Here is a 17961-nt window from a genome sequence, read left to right as displayed (position 1 = left end):
ACCAATCTCAAGCCTTGCGCCAAGGCTGGCAACCATGGCCTGACAGGTGTGGCACGTTGCAACCGATGTAGGAGCGGATTCATCCGCGATGCGCCGCGCGGGCGGCGCTCGATCCCATAGACACCGCACTACTCCCGTCAAACACCTCGAAAGGCAACCTTGTAGTCCTGCTGGCAGATGGGGAAAATGCCGCCCCAAAGACAAAGACCCGAAACCAACGGAAAAGGACCTTTCCCATGAACCAGAAACAACGCGACACCCTCAGCAAGTTCCTCAGCTACATCCTGCGCCACGCCCCCGAATCCATCGGCCTGACCCTCGACCACGACGGCTGGGCCGATACCCAGGCACTCATCCAGGGTGCCCGCGCCCAAGGCCACGACGTCGACCTGCCGATGCTGCGTGAAGTGGTCGAGACCAACGACAAGAAACGCTTCACCCTCTCCGACGATGGCCTGCGCATCCGCGCCGCCCAGGGCCACAGCACGGCCCAGGTGCAGGTGAACCATCTCGCCAAGACACCACCTGCCCTGCTCTACCACGGTACCGCCAGCCGCTTCATGGCCTCCATCGAGGCGCAAGGCCTGATCCCCGGCAGCCGCCACCATGTGCACCTGAGTGAAGACCCACAAACTGCGCTCGCGGTGGGTAAGCGCTATGGGCAACCGGTGTTGCTCGGTATCGACACCCAACGCATGCGCGAGGCGGGATTCGAGTTCTATCAGGCGGACAATGGTGTCTGGCTGGTTGAACGGGTGCCCTCCCTCTACTTGTCGACTACGGTTACAGCTTCCAATCAAGGCTGACCATCACCGTCCGCGGCTCCCCCATGTACACACCGTTGTAGAACCCGACATTGTTGTAATAGTGCTGGTCGAACAGGTTCTTCACGTTGACCGACGCCGACAGGTGCTCGTCGAACTGGTAGCGCCCCATCAGCCCGACCAGGGCATAGGCATCCTGGGTCATGCGATCCGGCGTTGTGACAATGTTGCCGCTGCCATCACGCCCGATCGGGCGCCTGCCGTTGCCATAGATGTCGCTCTGCCAATCGAGCGTGCCACCCACCGTCAACTGCGGCAGCAACTGGTAGGTGCTGGAGAATCGCACCAGGTTCATCGGCTGTTCGGTGTTCTTGCGGGTCTTGTCGCCATTGGCCGCATGGCTGTAGCTATAGCCCAGGCTCATCTGCCAGCCCGGCATCACCTCCCCGGCCAGCTCCGCCTCGAAGCCCTCGACCACCACGCCCTTGCCGCCGGACTTGTAGTACTGCTGGCCATTGGGCCCAAGCGGCACCGAGTCGTCGATCTCCGGCACGTTGTCCTGCTTGCTGCGGTACACGGCCGTGCTGAGGTTGGCGCGGTCGTCGAACAGGCTGCCCTTCAAACCGATTTCATAGACCTTGCCGACGATGGGTTCGAGGAACTTGTCGCTGACGTCCTTGCGCGTCTGCGGGTTGAAGATGTCGGTGTAGCTGGCGTACACGGTGTACTGCTCGGTGAGGTCGTAGAGCACGCCAGCGTAAGGAGTCCACTGGTCGTTCTGGGTCTGCTTGCTGACGCTGGAGCGGGTCACTGCAAGGTTGGCGTCGTAGCTCCAGCTCTTGCTCTCGCTCTCCCAACTGCCGTAGCGGCTGCCCAGCACGAAATGCAGGCGGTCGGTGGGGTTCAGGCGGGTGGCGATATAGCCGGCCTTCTGCCGGGTGTAGGAGCGCGACGAATCCAGGCCGCTGTCGCGGTCGCTGAACTTGGGGATGCCGCCCATGTACTTCCAATCCGCGATCTTGGCGTAATCCTTGGGGTCGACGCGGCCAACAAACGCCGGCGCCGTGCTGCGCAACTCCGATACGCCATAACCGACCATGAAGTCGTGGCTGCGCCCCAGCAACTGATAAGGCCCTGCCAGGTTCAGATCGAGGGCGTCCATCTTCTCCACCCCGGCGAAGTGCGAACTCCAGGCGTTCATGCCGCTGCGGTCGGCCGCGGGGAAGCCGTTGCCGCCGTAGTACACCTTGCCGTCGCTGTCGCTTTGGCGGTGGGTATAAGCGGCCTTGAGCAGCCAATCGTCACCCAGGTGCTGGTCGAGGGTGGCGAACACGGTCTGGTCCTTCAAGGGCCAGGACGACCAGGGCGCGGCCAGGTTGGTCGAGCGCGCCATGTGTGCTTTGCCGCCGTCCGCGTTCCAGTACGGCACGGTGCCCCAGGAGGCGCCCTGCACGTGCTTGTTCTGGTAGTCGTAGCCCACGGCGAGCACGGTACTGTCGGTGAGGTCGGCTTCGAGAATGCCGTAGGCCACTTCGCGCTGGCTGGCGTACTTGTCCATGTACGACTGGCTGTCGCGATAGGCCAGCACCGTGCGCCCACGCAGGCGCCCTTCCCAGCCCAGCGGCCCGCCGACGTCGACATAGCCGCGGTAGTTGTCATAGCTGCCGGCGCTCAGGCCCGTGCGCACCGCCAGCTTGGCGGTCGGGCGCTTGCGCACCATGGCGATGGTCCCGGACGGGTCCCCTGCCCCGGTGGTCAGGCCGGTGGCGCCGCGCACCACTTCGATGCGGTCGAAGATGATGGTGTCGGAGTCGGACTTGAGCCCGGAAAAGGTGTTGAGCATCCCGTCGATCTGGAAGTTGTTGATCGCGTAGCCACGGGAGAAATAGGTCGGCCGCTCGGAGTCGTTGCGCTGCACGGTGACGCCAGTGACGTGGGCCATGGCCTCGGACAGCGAGTTCAGCTGGAAGTCGTCGAGCTGCTGACGGGTCAGCACCGATACCGATTGCGGGGTGTCCTTGATCGACAGGTTCAAGCGCGTGGCCGCACTCATGCTGCCGGTGGTGTAGGAGCGGGTGTGTTCCGTGGTGCTGCCCAGACCCTGGGCGAGGATTTCGGTGGAGCCGAGCTCCAGCACGCCGTCGGTGGGCCTGGGGTCGGTCTCTTCGGCCTGGGCGAATGGGCCGATGACGGTGGCGCACAGACCCAGGGTGAGGGTCATGGAACGGCTGATGGGCGCGAACATCGCTGCCTGTCTCCTTGTTCGATTCGAGGGGGTGTCCTTGGCTGTCGGTGAGCGACAGTCATAGGAGAACGATTCGCGGTTGTGAATCATTATCGAAAAGTAACAAGAAGAAAGGCTTGCAGTGGTCTTACGGGCGCTTTCGCCAGCAACGCTGGCTCCTACGAGGGGATGCGCCTGCCGTAGGAGCCAGCCTTGCTGGCGAAAGCCGTTGTCACGGCATCACAGGCGGCACGTACTGCAAGGTGGTGCCCAGCGCCCACAGCAACACCAGCACCAACGGCACATGCACCAGCAACTGCACGAACGAGAAACCGATCAAGTCGCGCGCCTTCAAGCCCAGCACCCCCAGCAGCGGCAGCATGTAGAACGGGTTGATCAGGTTCGGCAGCGCCTCGGCGGCGTTGTAGATCTGCACCGCCCAGCCCAGGTGGTACTGCAGGTCGTTGGCCACCAGCATCACGTATGGCGCCTCGATGATCCACTTGCCGCCACCGGAGGGGATGAAGAAGCCCAGCACCGCCGAATACACCCCCATCAGCAGCGCGTAGGTGTCATGGGTGGCGATCTGGGTGAAGAACAGCGAGATGTGATGGGCCAACGTTTGCTCATCGACGCCTTTGACCTGGGTGAGGATGGCGGCGATCGAGCCATACAACGGGAACTGGATCAGCACCCCGGTGGTGGTCGGCACGGCGCGGGCCACGGCGTCGAGGAAGCTGCGCGGGCGCCAGTGCAGCAAGGCACCGAGCATGATGAACAACAGGTTGTAGGTGTTCAGCCCGGAGATCGCGGTGATCGCAGGCTTGGTGGCGAACTCCTGGTACAACCAGCCAGCAGCCAGGGCCACCAGCAGCAGGATCAGGATCGGGCTGTACTCCAGCCACTCGCCCGGGCGGGTGCGCTGTGGCGAGGGCGGCGCGCTGAAGCTGGGGTCGACGCCGCAGTCCTGGGCACTGCGGGCGCTGTTCGGGCCGGGGGCGGTGGCGTAGGCGACGATCAGCGAGACGATCACCAGCGCCGCCAGCATCACCCCGGACTGCCAGAGGAAGATGGTCTCGGTGAACGGGATCACCCCGGTGATGGCGAGGATCGACGGCGGCAGGCTGGCGGGGTTGGCCTGCAATTGCGCGGCCGACGACGACAGGCCCAGTGCCCACACCGCGCCCAGGCCCAGGTAGGCGGCGGCACCGGCGGCGCGGTAGTCCATCTTCAGGTCGGTGCGCCGGGCCAGGGCGCGTACCAGCAGGCCGCCGAACACCAGCGACAGGCCCCAGTTGAGCAGCGAGGCGAGCATCGAGATCAGCGCTACCCAGCACACCGCCGAGCGACCGTTGCCGGGTAGCCGCGCCAGGCGGTCGATCAGCCGCGCGGCAGGTGGCGAGCTGGCCACCACATAGCCGCCGATGACCACGAAGGCCATCTGCATGGTGAAGGGGATGAGGCTCCAGAAGCCGTCGCCAAAGGCCTTGGCGGTGTCGGTGGGCTTGCCGCCCATGGCCAGGGCACCGAGGCACACCAGCATCACGGCCAGGGCGGCGAACACCCAGGAGTCGGGGAACCAGCGTTCGGCCCAGTTAGAGCAACGCAGGGCAAAGCGGGCGGAGCGGCTGTCTTGGATTTCAGCGGCCACGGTAATGTCCTTTTCTTGTTGGATTGTCGGATTACCGGGCGAGTCTATAGGGGGAGCGCGGTTGGGGGCCTCTTTGGACCGAGGGTTGTACGACTAAAGTATTAGCCTGGCGCAAGGAATGTGTTGCGGTCGGGCGCCGCCCGCGCGGCGCATCGCGGATAAATCCGCTCCTACACGTGACCCTGCCTGTGTGTAGGAGCGGATTCATCCGCGATGCGCCGCGAGAGCGGCGCTCGATTTCATGGACGCTACAACGGCTATTTAGGCCCGATGTCGGTGTAAAGCGTGGTGACACTGCCCGCCACGATGAGCTTCACCGGCCCCCCTGTCGCATCCAGGCGCACCGCGCGGGTGTGTGGATGCGGGTCGGCAAAGTACGCCGCCGGGTTGTTGTACAGCCGGTCCGCAGAGCCCTGCACCAGCTCGCCGCGGATGGTCACCTTGGGCTTCTTGCCGGGAGGGATCCCCGACCAGTCACTGCCGAACGACAGGGTGAAGGTAAACAGCGTCTGCCAGTTGGCGGGAATATCCTGGCCGACCCAGGCGTACTTGAAGTCGTTGTCCAGGGTGTTGTTGTCGGAGTGGCTGAGGGTCTTGCCATTGAGCGGCGTGCCCGAGGAAATGGTGTACTTGGTGCCTTTGGGGATGTTCTCGAACACCACCGCCAGGTCCACCAGCGCCCCCTCGTCCCCCTGGTTGTAGCCCGCGGTGCTGACCACTTGCGGCAGGTCGCCACGGACCATCTGCACGTTGCGCTGGGCGATGTTGGCGTTCTTCGAAAGCACGTCCGCCAGGTCGGTGATGTTGGTCACGCCCTTCAGCGGGTTGGGATGCTCCGGGGTGCTGGCCACCGCGATCATGCAGTAGTGGTCGGAGGTGTCTGGCGGCACCCAGGTGAAGCAGTCGAGGGACGCGCCGATGGCCCCGGCCTTGATGGCGAACGGCGGGTTCTTGTCGCCCCCCGAGGTCTTCAGCTGGTTACCCTCCCACAGGTACGGGTACAGCAGGATGTTGGGGGTGGCCCAGAACAGGTTCCAGTAACCCGCCAGGTCACCGGCGGTGTAGTTCTTGCCGCGCACGTACAGGTAGTTGGGCAAGCCGATGTACAGCTTGTTGTCGTAGCCGTTGTTGTAGTTGGCCGGGTCGGTGAGTACCGAGGGGACGGCCAGCGGTTCCTTGCCGGCGAGAATGATGTCAGGCGAGGACGACGAGGCGCTGCGCGGTACCGTGCCGCTCTCCGCCAGGGTCGCGCGCACGACGATGCCGCTCCAGGTTTCAGTAGCCATGTTGCGTGCTCCTTGCAGGGGTTATTTCGACAGGTTGATCTGCACCTTCTGCAGCAGGGTCTTCTTCACTGGCCCACCCGAGCTGCCATCGATGCTAGACAGGCTCAGGGTGATCGACGACGTGGCCTTGAGCTGCTCGGGCTTGGCCACCCACAGGTTGAGGCTCAGGTCCATCTCGAAGGCTTCCTGCTTCTTGCTCTGCTTGCCCAGCAGGCTGGTGCCGGCGATATCCTGGCGCGAGACCGCCAGCTTGGGGTTGGTGGCATCCACCGAAACCTGGGAATCGGCCGGGATGTCGGTGTAGCGCACCTCCAGGTCCAGTTCGGCGAAGGTGACGATCTGCGCGTACTGGGCACTGACCACCAGGCTGGCCGGGTCTTTCACCACCTGTGTGTTCGCCGCGGTGAGCAAAGTGTACGGCGTGCCGTCGGAGGTCTGCTGGCGGGCGATGGCGTAGCCGGTTTGCGCCGAGACGCTCGAGGCGACGTTGACCAGGCCGCCGACGCCGGTCGAGACGATCTGCAGGCCGGAGAAGATGCCGGTCACTGCAAAGCTTGTATCTGCCATGTTCGTAGCTCCTTTACGTGGGTTGTGGGTCAGTTGGTGCGGTAGTGCTCTGCTTCGTACTTGCTGGCCATGTAGTTCAACAAGTCGACCCGCAGTTCGGCCAGTTCGAGGAATTCGTCACTCCCGTAGACCTTGGCCGCCGTGTAGAAGGCGGCCCACCAGGGGATCAGGTCCTTGAGCAAGCCTGGGCCGGCGCTGGGGCTCCCCAGCACCGTGTCGATCGCCATCCCGATCTCCAGGCGAGTCGGGTCGGCCTTGTCCAGTTGCTTGTCGATCACGCTCACCAGCCAGTGATTGGACGGCAGGTTGGCCGGTGGCGTGATGTTCGGCGCGTTGGTGTCGGCCTTGACCGGCTGGAACGCAGCGGGCACCCGGCTGACATAGGTGGTGCGGTACATCACCCGCCAGGGCTCGCTCGGGTTGTTCATGGCCTCGCGCATGGCGGCGGCCGAGGCGCTGGTGGCGTTGTTCAGCCAGTTCTGGTCCACCACCTTCGCCAGCACGCTGAAGTTGTCGGCGGCCGGTGCCAGCAGGAACGACATGTAGCGGTAAGCGTCGACCTTGCCTGGCGCGGCGTTGGCGCCGTAGCCGCTGAACTTCAGGTTGCCGCCCTCCTGGGTGAGGATTGGCGCGGGCAGGAAGTTGGTCGGGCTTACGCTGCAGCTCAGGGCAAAGCCGTTGGACAGCGCCTCGACCTTGGTCGCGGTCATGGTCCAGGTGTTGCCCAGCAGGGTGTCGGCCTCGATGTAGTAGCCGCCGAACGGCGTGCCGATGTCGGCCTTGAACTCCAGGCCCGCGGCGAAGGTCAGGCTGCTGGTGCCGGTGTAGGTCTCGCTGTAGCTGTTGGCGAAGCTGTGCTCCTCCTTGTGCAGCCCCCCCGCCGCCGTCCAGACGTAGTTGTTGTAGAGGCTACGCAGGTTGCGCTGGTTGGCGAAGTCGTAGAACTGGTTGGACCTGAGCTTGTCGCGCAGGTTGTCCATGGCGGCCACCGTACGGTACTTCTTGACGTCGAACTGGTCGTAGTAGGCCTTGAGCTGCTGCTCCTGCTTCTCGATCCTGCGTTTGGTGTCGTAGGCCTCGAGCGGCTTGAAATAGCTGCCGCGCTCATCGTTGGCTTCGGGGTAGTCCGGGTCGTTGACCAGGCCGACCTTGCCGTCCAGGGTGCCGTTCTTCACGTAGCGCGGGTTGATCGGGAAGTCGATGATGTTGGTGTCCACCGGGATCGTGGTGTTCGGCGCCAGCACATAGCCCACGGGGGTCTGGGTGCCCTTGAGCGCCTGCATGTAGAGGTCGGCGGTGGACGACTTGACCAGGGCTATGCCGACGTTGTTCTGGATGTAGCGCCGCCCCACCGTCAGGTTGAGCACCGCGTTGGCCGCCTCCCAGTTGCCGGCGGGGGTCATCGATGTGGCCAGGCTCACGCTGCTGGAATGGTTCTGCGACACCTCCAGGCCTTCGCCCAGGTTGCCCGACAGCACCATCTTGGCGCCGCCGGTGATGGTGGTTTCCAGCACCATGGTCTCGGCCTCGGCGCCCAGGCCCACCGACACATCGCTCTTGCTCTTCTGGTACAGGCCGCCCTTGAGGTTGAATTCGCCGTTGAAGGTCGAGGTCTTGTTGCCGGTGAAGGTCCAGCTCTTGCTCTCGCTCTCCTGGTAGGTGACCGAGCAGGCCGTGGCGTAGTCCGACGCCGGGCCGCCCATGTCGCCGACCCAGTAGGCCAGGGTCTGGTTCTCGCTGGGCAGCGGTGGGCCACCTTCGATGAAGCCGATGATGGTCGGCTTGCTCTGCACCTGGCCGACGAACAGGGTGTCCAGGTCGCCGACCTTGTAGCCCACCTCCAACGCCGTCACGCCGTCGCTGCTCTGGTAGAAGTAGCCGCGCTTCATCACGCTGAAGATTTTGCCGTAGGCGTCCTTCTCGGCACTGGCGTACTCGATCACCGAGGGCTGGCCCTGGATCCGCGCGACGTAGTAGTCCGGCGTGCCGCCCAGGGTGTTGACCACGTACTGCGCCTCGTTCTGGATCGGCGCCGCGGCGCTGCTCCACTGCGGCGGGCTGCCGGCCGGGGTCAGGGTGCCGTTGTTGCCGTAGCCGGTGAAGTCGAACAGCGTCGGGCCGGAGCCGGCCTCGATGCGCCAGTAGGCGGCCAGGTGCTCCTCGCCACCGGTCAGCGCCTTGTTCATGCTCTCGCGGATCTGCTGCTCGGTCAGGCGCGTGGAGAACAGCCGCACGTCGTCGATGCGGCCGCTGTACGGCAGCGTCAGCGTCGTCCCCTGGCGGGCGCCGCCGAAGGTGAACTGGCTGTCCTGGTAGCCACCGACATCGGCCACCGTCAGGCGCAGCGGCAGGCTGCCACGGCCATTGACCACCAGGCTGGCCTGGGCCACGTCCTGCCAGATCGTCCACAGCTGGTTGCTGCTCAGTATCAGGGTGTTGTTGCCGGTGAGGTCCTTGGCGTTGGTGCCGGCCATCTCGTCGAAGTCCCAGGCGGCCACCAGGCCATCGGTGGAGGCGGGTGTGAGGCGCAGGTCGTAGGTCTGGGCGATCTGGTCGGTGGCCAGGGTGCGGTTCCACACCCGCACGTGGGAGATCAGGCCCTCGTAGTTGAACGTGAGGTCGTCGTTGACCCCCAGGTAGAAGGACGAGGTCTGCGTGCGCACCGTGGCCGGGCGCGCCAGGTCGTTGCGCATCTGCTCGGCCACCTGGACGCCGTTGAGGTACAGCCCGGCCCGCACGTAGTACTTCTGTGCCACATACTCCTTGCTGCCGTTGTCGTTGGCCACGGTGCCGGTACTGAAGTTCAGGGCCACGTAGGTGGTCACCCCCGCCGTGATGGCGAACTTCACTTCGTGGGTGAAGTTGACGGGTGGGTCGTCGTACTTGGGCGGGTCCATCTGCAGTTGCACGGTCAGGCACACCTGGCCGAGGGTGTTGATGTACAGCGAGTAGCTGCCGTTCTTCTCCAGCAGGATCTGCTTGCGGTTCAACGCCGAAGGCGCGATCCAGGCTTCCAGGGCGAAGGTGCTGGAGGGGTTGAAGGCATCGCCGTCGCTGACCTTGCCGTAGTTGCTGGCCAGCAGCCTCAGCCCATGCCCCTGGCGCGAGGCCAGCGCGACATGGGTCCAGCCCTTGAGGATGCGGTTGGAGGTCAGCACCAGTTCGTTGCGCCCGGCATAGGGCACCTGGAACGCCCCCTGCGCGCTCCAGGCGGGGCTGGCAGGGTTGATCAGCGTGGCGTCGTACTCGATACCGGTGGCGGCCGAGTTGGTGATCACGATGCCGGTGCCTTCGGCCAGGTTCCAGCGGATACCCAGCATCGAGTCGGTGTCGGCGAAGCCTTGGCTGAAGCTGTTCTGCATCTGGCTGTCGCTCAGCGCCCGTTGCCAGAACGCCACGCCATTGACCCGGGCCGGCAGGCTGCCGCCCTGGTTGCTGCCCAGCATCAGCGCGCCGAGGTCGCCGCTGAAGCTGTTGCTGGCCGTGGCCTTGACCGGCGCTCCGGCGTTGACCGACAACTTCAGGGTCACCTGCCCCTGCCCGGCGAGTTCCACCACCGCCGTGAGGCAGGTCCAGGCTCCCACCGGCAGCGGCTGGGCCGTCTGCACTTCGCCCGCGTTTTCGAGGAAGGTGAACACCGCCTTGCCGTATTCGTTCACCGCCAACTGCACGTACTGGTCGCTGCCACGCACCTGCGAGACCGACAGCAGCGTGCCGCTCAGGCCGCTCTGCGGCAAGTAGACATAGACCTGCAAGGACAGCGCTGGCGGCTTGAAGTTGAAGGCACGGGTCACGTAGGTGCTGTCGCTCATCTCCAGCCCCGGCCCTTGCCGGGCGCCGATCATGTATTGCACCGGCAGGTCCGGGTGCTTGCGGTTGCCCATGACGTTGTAGGAAAGCGCCCGCGACGACGGGTTGATACGGCTATCGCTCAGGGCCAGCCAGGCCTCCACGGTCAGGTCGTCGGTGATCGCCAACTGGTCCGAGGGCGAGAACGCCTTGTCGACATTGAACGCCACGTAGTTGCTCTTGCTCGGCGGGTTCAGGTCGAGGCTGAAGCTCGGTGGCAACGGCATCCAGCCACCGTTGACCCCGGGCGTCAGCACCGGGGCGATGCCGCCCGGGTGCACCGAGGTGTTGGTCAGGCGCCCTACCCCACCGTCGGTGGGCGGTGCGTCGACCAGCGCACCGAACAGCATCGAGCCGCGAATGGCATCGTCCCGGCCATTGAACGCCAACCGCGCGCCCTGGATCACCGCCGCGTGGGTCAAGGCCTGGGTGGCCATGCCGGGGGCATCGTAGCTTGCCCCCTGGAACAGCACGCGCAGCAACCCGGCATAGGCGAACGCGCCACCTTCGGGCGCGGGTGCCGGGGTGTCGACCACATCAGCGCTCAAGCCGTTGCCCAGGGCATAGATCAACGTCGCCAGGCCGGCCTGGTAACCGCTGGGGTAGGCATAACCGGCCGCGTCGCCATTGAGCACCTTGACGAACCCGGCCTGCTCGCGGGGCACATCGGGCAGGCTGACGCCGCAAATGACCACGTTGCACAGCAGCGGCTGCGTGGCGGCACTGACCGTCACCGTGAAGTCCTTCTGCTCGTCGCGCACGAACACCAGCACATGGCTGACCTGCTCGTCGGAACGCGCCAGGCTCAGGGGCAGCCCGTAGGCGCGGCTGCCAGCGGTGGTCACGGCGCTGTAGTCGTAGTGCGGCGCCTTGCCGGCGAACACGTCGAGCAGGGTGCGCGGTGTCGCCGGCACGGCGGGCCAGTGCTGGTTGAGGGTGGCACTGGCCGGCCAGCGCGGTGGCGCCGCCATCGTGATGTCGACCACCACGAACTCATCGGTGGCCCCGGCAGCGACCGCCACCGAGGTCAGCGTGACCGGCAACTGCGGCACCGAGGTCAGCAGGAAGAAGCTGCCGTTGCCGCCCGCGCGGGTCGGCACCAGCACTGCCGGCGCGCTGCCCGCATAGTCGAAATAGGGCTTGGACTGGTCGAGCACCTGGGGGTCGTCCGGGTTGTTGGAAGCGGCGCCGTTCCAGACCTGTGTCAGTTGCGCGATATCCCGTGGCAGGCCCCGCCAGGTCTCCGTGCCGACGCTTTGCGCGGCCTCTACGTGGATGTCGCAGAGCAGCTCGGACACGCTGGAGGCCGCGACCGTGATCCGCGTACTGTTCATGTAGGTGCCCACCCGGTGGGCGACGAAGTTGACGAAGCCACTCTGGGTGGTGTCCGGGGCCACCAACAGCCGCGCGGCCACCGGCGCCCAGTGCTCGCAACTCACGCCACGGTACAGCGCCACCGAAGTCGCGGGCAGCTCCAACGCCGCCGCCCTGGCCCCGCTGCTGCCCCATTGCGTGGTCCAGTCGACGGTGAAAGTGGCGCGCGCCGACTGGGTGGAGAACTGCGCCACCGTCAGCAGGTTACCGTCGCCGGGGTAGTACAGGTGCAGCAGGCCGTCGGAGCCGTCGATCAGGCAGGTGGCCGCGTTCGGGCGGATGAACCCGGCCAGGCCGGCGTAGTAGGTCAGGCCCATGGCGTCGATGTAGAACGCCCCGCTCATGTCGCTGTTGACCGGCGAAGCCGACGGCTCCAGGCGCGCGCCCTGCACCGTTACTTTCACGCCCGAGGCGGCCTGGTTGAGCGTGGTCGGCGGGTTGTCGCTGTAGTTGACGCTGTTGCAGTCCAGTTGCACCACGGCGGTGCCCGCCACCGTGACAGCGAGGCGCTTCAACGCACCGACAAAGCCGTTGCTGCCCGCCGCCACCAGCGCCATGGCCGTGCCGCAGGGCTCGGCCGTGGTACTGCAGGGTGTGAGCGGCACTGGCGCGTCGTTCACCATCAGGGTGAAGGGGTTGTCGCCCTTGCCCGCGTAGCGGATGTGCAGGTCGCTCCACACGTCGTTGAACAGCACCGGGTGCAAGGTGCGGCAACTGACCCGCGCGCTGCCATTGCCAAAACCCACTTCGAGCTTGTCGCCATCGACGATCGAGACATAAGGCGCGAGGGTCTTCTCCTCGGCCTGGGGCGCCCCGCCCAGCACCTTCATCCCGTCGCCCTTGACCCCCGGCGCCAGCATCAGGCCGATCTCGAACGGCCCCTTGATGGCCAGCGGGTTGGCGCCACTGGCGGGCGGCAGCAGGTTGAGGCTGGACACGCCGTCGAAGCGCAGGTCGAATTCGGCCGGGACGATGTTGGAGGTGACGATCACCCCCGATAGATTGGCCATCGTACCGTTCACGCCAATGGCCGAGTCCAGGGTGACGGTGCCGTCGGCGACAGTCAGGGTGATCATCACCCGGGTGGCGCGGCGCACGCCGATGCTCGAACCGTCGGGCTGCACCACCTTCTCATGCTTGACGTAGGTCACCGCGCGGGGCGCCGAGGTGATCGCCAGCGCGGTGTCGGTACCGGCCTTGGCCACGCTGAAGACACTGTCCGGCTGGATGCGCAGGTCGCTGCCCACGGGCTTGCCTGCCACGTCGAACAGGCCATTGTCGGTGGCCGGAAAGTTGAACAGCTTCACCGACGTGGCGCCGGCATCCAGCGCGAGGAACTGCCAGGCGAAACGTTCACTGCCGGCGATCGGCAGCAGCAGCGCGTCGAAATGACCATCGGTGACACCGGTGATCATCGACAGCTCGAGGGAAGGCTCCAGGAAGGGTTGGCCGTCGGGGTCGAGGAAGTCCTGCTTGTCGGACTTGTCGGCGGGCACGTCTTCCTTGTGGCTGCGGGCGTAGCGGACTTCCCACGCCGGTGACAGGTCATAGTCGGTGGTCTTCTGGTCAGTGCCCGACTTGGTCTTCAGCAGGCGAAAACGGTTCACGTACAGGGTGCCGTTCATGGACTGCTGGATGACCGAGATGTACTTCTGGTCGGTCACCACCCGAAACGGCGCCAGCGACGGCACCAGGGTCGAGGTGTCACAGTCCACGGCGATGATGCTCATGCCCACCTGGCGCACCTGCTCGGTGAAGGTCACCGCGGTGAAGCCCGACCAGTCGAGGTCATCGTCGTCGCTGTCGACGTCCTGGCCGAGCACATCGAAGTAGATGGCCTGCTTGCCCGCCACTTCGCGGGCGAACACCACCACCACGCCCTGGAAATTGACCGATACGATCTGATTGAACTGCTGCACGCTATCCCCTCCCTGTTGATCGGCTATGGCTGCAGATACACCGGCTGGCCGCTGCGGCTGGATTCGAGAATGGCTTCGGCCAACTGCACAGCGCGCAGGCCGTCGCGGGCCTGGCACACCGGCGGCGTGCCATGGCGAATGCAGGCGTACAGGTGGCGGTGTTCGTTGGGGAAGGCGTCGTCGTTGGTGCCCCAGTCGTGCTGCCAGGTCCAGGTGCTGACCGGTTGCTCGGGCCGGTCATAGCGGTAGAAGCTCAGAACCTTCTCGCCCTGGGCGTTGGGAAACTGCAGCACGCCCTGCTCGCCGACCACATCGAAGGTCGGGCGGATCCCGGCGCGCCCCACGCACAAGGGCTCCCAGCCCAGGCCGCTGGCGGCCCAGGACTCGGACCACAGCGCCTGGTCGCCGGAGACGAAATCGATCACCGCGACCACGGTGTCGTGGGCGCTGGTCGGCCCGAGCTTGAGCTTGCGGGTGGAGGCGTAGACCTTGCGCGCCGGGCCGAACATCCAGGTCACGAAGTCCAGCCAGTGGGTGTGCTCGAACACCACCCCGCCGCCCTGCTCGGCATCGTGGATGGCCGGGCTGTCGGCGCCCTTGCACACCGCCCAGACATCGCGCAGCACCACCGGGCGCCCCAGCACGCCGCTTTGCACGACCTTGCGCAGGTTGCCCGCATCGGCGGAAAAGCGCATCGGGTAGCCCAGCAGGAACACCCGCTGGCTGTCCTCGGCCACCCGCACCAGCTCCTGGCATTGCGCCGCGGTCTTGGCCAGGGGCTTTTCGCAGAACACGTGTTTGTTGGCCCGCAGCGCGGCGATGGCAAGTTCGGCGTGGTTGAACGGCGGGGTCAGGATCCACACGCACTCGATCAGCGGGTCATCCAGCACCTGCTGGAAGTCCTCGCTCCAACCCGCTACCCGCCACTTCTGCGCCAGCGCCTGGGCCTTGCCCGGCACGTTGTCGCACAGGCAGCGCACGTCGAACAGGTCCCTGAGCTTGTCCAGCTCTTCCAGGTGCCAGTCGCACACCGTGCCGCAGCCGATCAAGGCCGTTCTTATCGCGCTCATGTGTTCCCCCGCACACTGTAGGCCCGGCTGGTGTCGAGCCATTGTTGAAACATCAGCACCGACCACAGCCGCTCTTCCCTGAAGTGCTCACCGTGGTACAGCAACCGCGTCCACTCCCAACGCACCTGGGCCACGTCGAAGAAGCCTTCGTCACGCAGGCGCCCGGGCGCCAGCAGGTGCTCGGCCCAGTCGCGCATGTAGTCGCGCAACAATGGGCTCACCCAGATGCTGAAGCCCAGCTTCTTGCGCTCCAGCAGAGCCCTGGGGATGTATTGGTAGGCCACCTGGCGCAGCAGCCATTTGGAGGTGTCCCGGCGGTGCTTGAGGCGATGCGGCAGACCTCGGGCGAAATCCAGCAGCGCCCCGTCGAGAAACGGCATGGCCACCCGCAGGCCGGCGTGGTCGCAGGCACCGAGGGTCTTGTGCGTCACCGGTGCGATGAGGATTTCCCCCTGCACCTGTACCAGTTGGTCGAGCAGCACCGACAAGCGCGGCGGCTCGGCGCCGCTCCCTGGCCAGGGAACATCCTGCCAGGGCCCGCCTGGTACCAGCCGCGCGGGGTCCAGCACCCTTGCGCCCAGCACGCGCTCCACCTGCCCCAGTCCGCCGGCCGCCAGCACCCCGCGAACATCCTCGACGGCATCACGCCCAGGGTCGTCCAGCGCCAGGCGCCGCCCGATCCAACGCGCCAGGCCTGTGCCCAACGGCGTCGAACAGCGCCCGGCCAGCACCAGGCCACGGCCCAGCGCCGTTCGAGTCCAGGCTGGAAGGCTGCGCGTCCGCAGCACGCTGCGGTACATCTCCAGGCGTTGGGCGTACTCGCCCAGCACACAATCAGCGCCATCGCCGGCGAACACCGTGTCGACGTACTCGCTTGCGGCGCGGGCCAGCAGCATCGAGGGCAGTTGCGACGAGTCGGCCAGGGGTTCGCCATAGGCGTTGGGGATGTCAGGCACCACGCCTGCAAGCGCCGCGTCATCGAGACGGATCTCGTGGTGCAAGGTTCCCAGGTGCCGAGCGATGGCAGCGGCGTCCGGGGCCTCGTTGCAATGCATGCCTTGGAAGCCCGCCGTGAAAGTGTGGATGGGCTTGCCCAGGGCTTTCTGCAGCAGTGCCGCGCCCAGGGTCGAGTCGAACCCGCTAGACATGAAAGCGCCTGCCGTGGAGCCATCCAGGCGGGCCTCGATGGCCGCCAGCAGATGGTGCTCGAAGGTTGCCGTGGCGAGCCCTGTCTCGATGGGTTTGCGCTGGGTGGTGGGCAGGTATGCCCAGGACGAAGGTGCGTAGGGTTGTTGCTCCACTTCGCCGCAATCATGTACCGATAGCGCCACCCAGTGACCGGGCCGCAGCTTGCGCACCTGCCGGTAGAAGCTATGGGGCGCTGGGACGAAGCCATAGCGCACGAACAGCGCCAACGTCTGCCGGTCGACTTCCAGCTGCCGGTGCAACGGCCGGAACGCACCGAAGTCGCTGCTGAACAACCAATGCCCGGCGAGGCGACCGTAGAACACCGTGAACTGCGTGGTACGGTCGCACGCCAGGACCAGCCGCTGCCGCTCGGCGTTCCAGTGCGCCAGGGCGAACTTGCCGCTGATCCGGTTCAGGGTCGTCACCTCGCCCCAGGCCAGGAACGCCCGGGTCAGCAGCTCGCCATCGGTATGGGGCTGCCCCGCCAGGCCCAGCCAACCCTGCATCTGGGCGCGGTTGAGCAGCTCGCCGCAGCACAGGGTATGGCTGTGCTGGAGCGACGGCAGGTGCTCGCTGTCGAGCCCCAGGGCCTGGCACATCGGCGCCAGCCAGGGCCGCAGGTCGCCCGCACCACCGTCGAGCCCACCGCACAGACGCGAAGATGCCAACTGGGCGGTGGTGACCTGCGCCGGGCGGTTCATGCTGGCTCCCGAGGCAGGTACCGCGCCTGGGCGCCCGCCAGCACGGCAGGTGCCTCGTACACCTTGAGCAGCTCGGCGATGCCCTGCCCCACGGCCTGGCCATAGAGCGTGCGGCCGCGCTGCAAGCCCGGCCAGGCCTCGGCCAGCGGGCGAGCCAGAATGTCGCGCAGGTGCCGATGGACGAACGCCGCCGACAGTGGCGGCAACAGCAGGTTGCTCTGCGCGTCGAGCACGGTTTCCGGGCGGTCGCTGCTCAGGCGGCAGGTCAGGCAGGGCACACCCAGCACCGTGGCTTCCTCTTGCAGGCCGCCACTGTCGGTGTACAGCGCAAGGCAATGGCCGGAAGTGAGGAAGTGGATGACATCGGTGTAGTGCGGCCACATCGGTTGCACCACCACGCCCTGGCGCTGAACTTCGTCGAGCAGCCCAGCCAGTGAGTGCTGGGCCAGCGCACCGTCCAGCGCGTTGGTGCGCACCAGCACCACCTGGACACCGTCGATGGCCAGTCGCCCCAGCCCCTGCAACACCGCCTGCAAGGCCTGGGTGGTCATGTTCTCGCGCCGGTGCAGGTCCACCCGTAGCCAGCGCCCCTGAGCCAGCGCCGGGTACAGGCTGAACAACGGGCTGCGGGCCGCCCGCGGCAGGGCCAGGCGCACCGCGTCACTGCTCAGGGAGCCGACCTGGCGCAGTTGTGGCAGCCGGTAGCCCTCGCGCAGCAGGTGTTCGACATTGCGCTCCACCGGGGCCAGCAGCAGGTCGCCAACCACGCTGGCCAGGGTGGTGCAGACCCCCTCGGGGAACGGCTCCTCGCAAAACCGCTGCCAACGCAGCTGGCGTTGCTCGGCCAGGTCCTGCAGGTTCGCCCAGACGCCACGATCCGGCCCGTAGCTGCGCAGCCCCGCCTCGATGTGCACGCTGCGCGCGCCATGGGCCAGGTACCAGAACTGGGCGAACATCGCCGCCGTGGCGGTGTCCCCGGACACCAGCGGCACCGCGCTCTGGCGCAGGCCGCCGGCCTTGAGCCGGGTGTCGAGGCACTCGATGGCCAGCGCCAACTGCGCCGTGCGGCCCAGCAAGGTCCCACGGATGCCGAAGCTCACCGCCAGCAGGTGCTGGTAACCCAGCTCGTCCCTGGCCTGGGTCAGCACCGGGTCATAGTGCTGGCCGGTGTCGACCAACAGGAACGGCAACTGCAACGCGTCGCAGGCCAACACGAGACTGGCCAGTTTGATGTAGCACGGCTTGGTGGCGAGCACGATCAGGTATAGCGGCCGCTGCTCGCGGTTGGCCTGGTCGATGGCATTGGCCAAGCGGGCTTCATCCACCCAGGCCAGGTTGAAATTCGGTTCGGGCATCACGATGGTCCTT

9 protein-coding genes are annotated in these 17961 nt (G+C 66.1%); 1 reads left to right on the top strand and 8 read right to left on the bottom strand.

Annotated elements, in window-relative coordinates:
- Positions 1-236 precede the first annotated feature (236 nt).
- Positions 237-806, top strand: a complete 570-nt coding sequence (locus IM733_RS05450; RefSeq protein ID WP_248919894.1) for an RNA 2'-phosphotransferase — start codon at positions 237-239, stop codon at positions 804-806.
- Here the strand turns inward: IM733_RS05450 and IM733_RS05445 are convergent.
- The 8 genes from IM733_RS05445 to IM733_RS05410 form a co-directional block, all read right to left on the bottom strand.
- Positions 784-3009, bottom strand: coding sequence for a TonB-dependent siderophore receptor (locus tag IM733_RS05445; RefSeq protein WP_248919893.1), 2226 nt, complete (start codon positions 3007-3009; stop codon positions 784-786). The genes IM733_RS05450 and IM733_RS05445 overlap by 23 nt on opposite strands.
- Before the next feature lie 211 nt (positions 3010-3220).
- A complete protein-coding gene (locus tag IM733_RS05440; RefSeq protein ID WP_248919892.1) occupies positions 3221-4639 on the bottom strand; it encodes a short-chain fatty acid transporter in 1419 nt (472 codons plus the stop codon).
- Positions 4640-4896: 257 nt separating this feature from the next.
- Positions 4897-5925: a hypothetical protein gene (locus IM733_RS05435; protein ID WP_248919891.1), complete on the bottom strand. Its 1029-nt coding sequence runs from the start codon at positions 5923-5925 to the stop codon at positions 4897-4899.
- A gap of 21 nt (positions 5926-5946) precedes the next feature.
- Positions 5947-6492, bottom strand: a complete 546-nt coding sequence (locus tag IM733_RS05430) for a hypothetical protein (RefSeq protein ID WP_248919890.1) — start codon at positions 6490-6492, stop codon at positions 5947-5949.
- Between the two features lie 29 nt (positions 6493-6521).
- Positions 6522-13634, bottom strand: a complete 7113-nt coding sequence (locus IM733_RS05425; protein WP_248919889.1) for a LamG-like jellyroll fold domain-containing protein — start codon at positions 13632-13634, stop codon at positions 6522-6524.
- 23 nt (positions 13635-13657) lie between these two features.
- A complete protein-coding gene (locus IM733_RS05420) occupies positions 13658-14704 on the bottom strand; it encodes a Gfo/Idh/MocA family protein (protein ID WP_248919888.1) in 1047 nt (348 codons plus the stop codon).
- Entirely contained in the window at positions 14701-16593 is a 1893-nt protein-coding gene (locus IM733_RS05415; RefSeq protein ID WP_248919887.1) for an asparagine synthetase B family protein, read from the bottom strand. Before IM733_RS05415 ends, IM733_RS05420 begins: the two co-directional genes overlap by 4 nt.
- Positions 16590-17948: a UDP-N-acetylglucosamine 2-epimerase gene (locus IM733_RS05410; RefSeq protein ID WP_248919886.1), complete on the bottom strand. Its 1359-nt coding sequence runs from the start codon at positions 17946-17948 to the stop codon at positions 16590-16592. The genes IM733_RS05415 and IM733_RS05410 overlap by 4 nt, the downstream gene beginning before the upstream one ends.
- Positions 17949-17961 lie beyond the last annotated feature (13 nt).

The sequence above is a fragment of the Pseudomonas entomophila genome (assembly GCF_023277925.1).
Classification (GTDB): domain Bacteria; phylum Pseudomonadota; class Gammaproteobacteria; order Pseudomonadales; family Pseudomonadaceae; genus Aquipseudomonas; species Aquipseudomonas entomophila_D.
The sequence above is the reverse complement of the archived record's forward strand: the minus strand, read 5'-3'. Positions and strand labels throughout refer to the sequence as shown.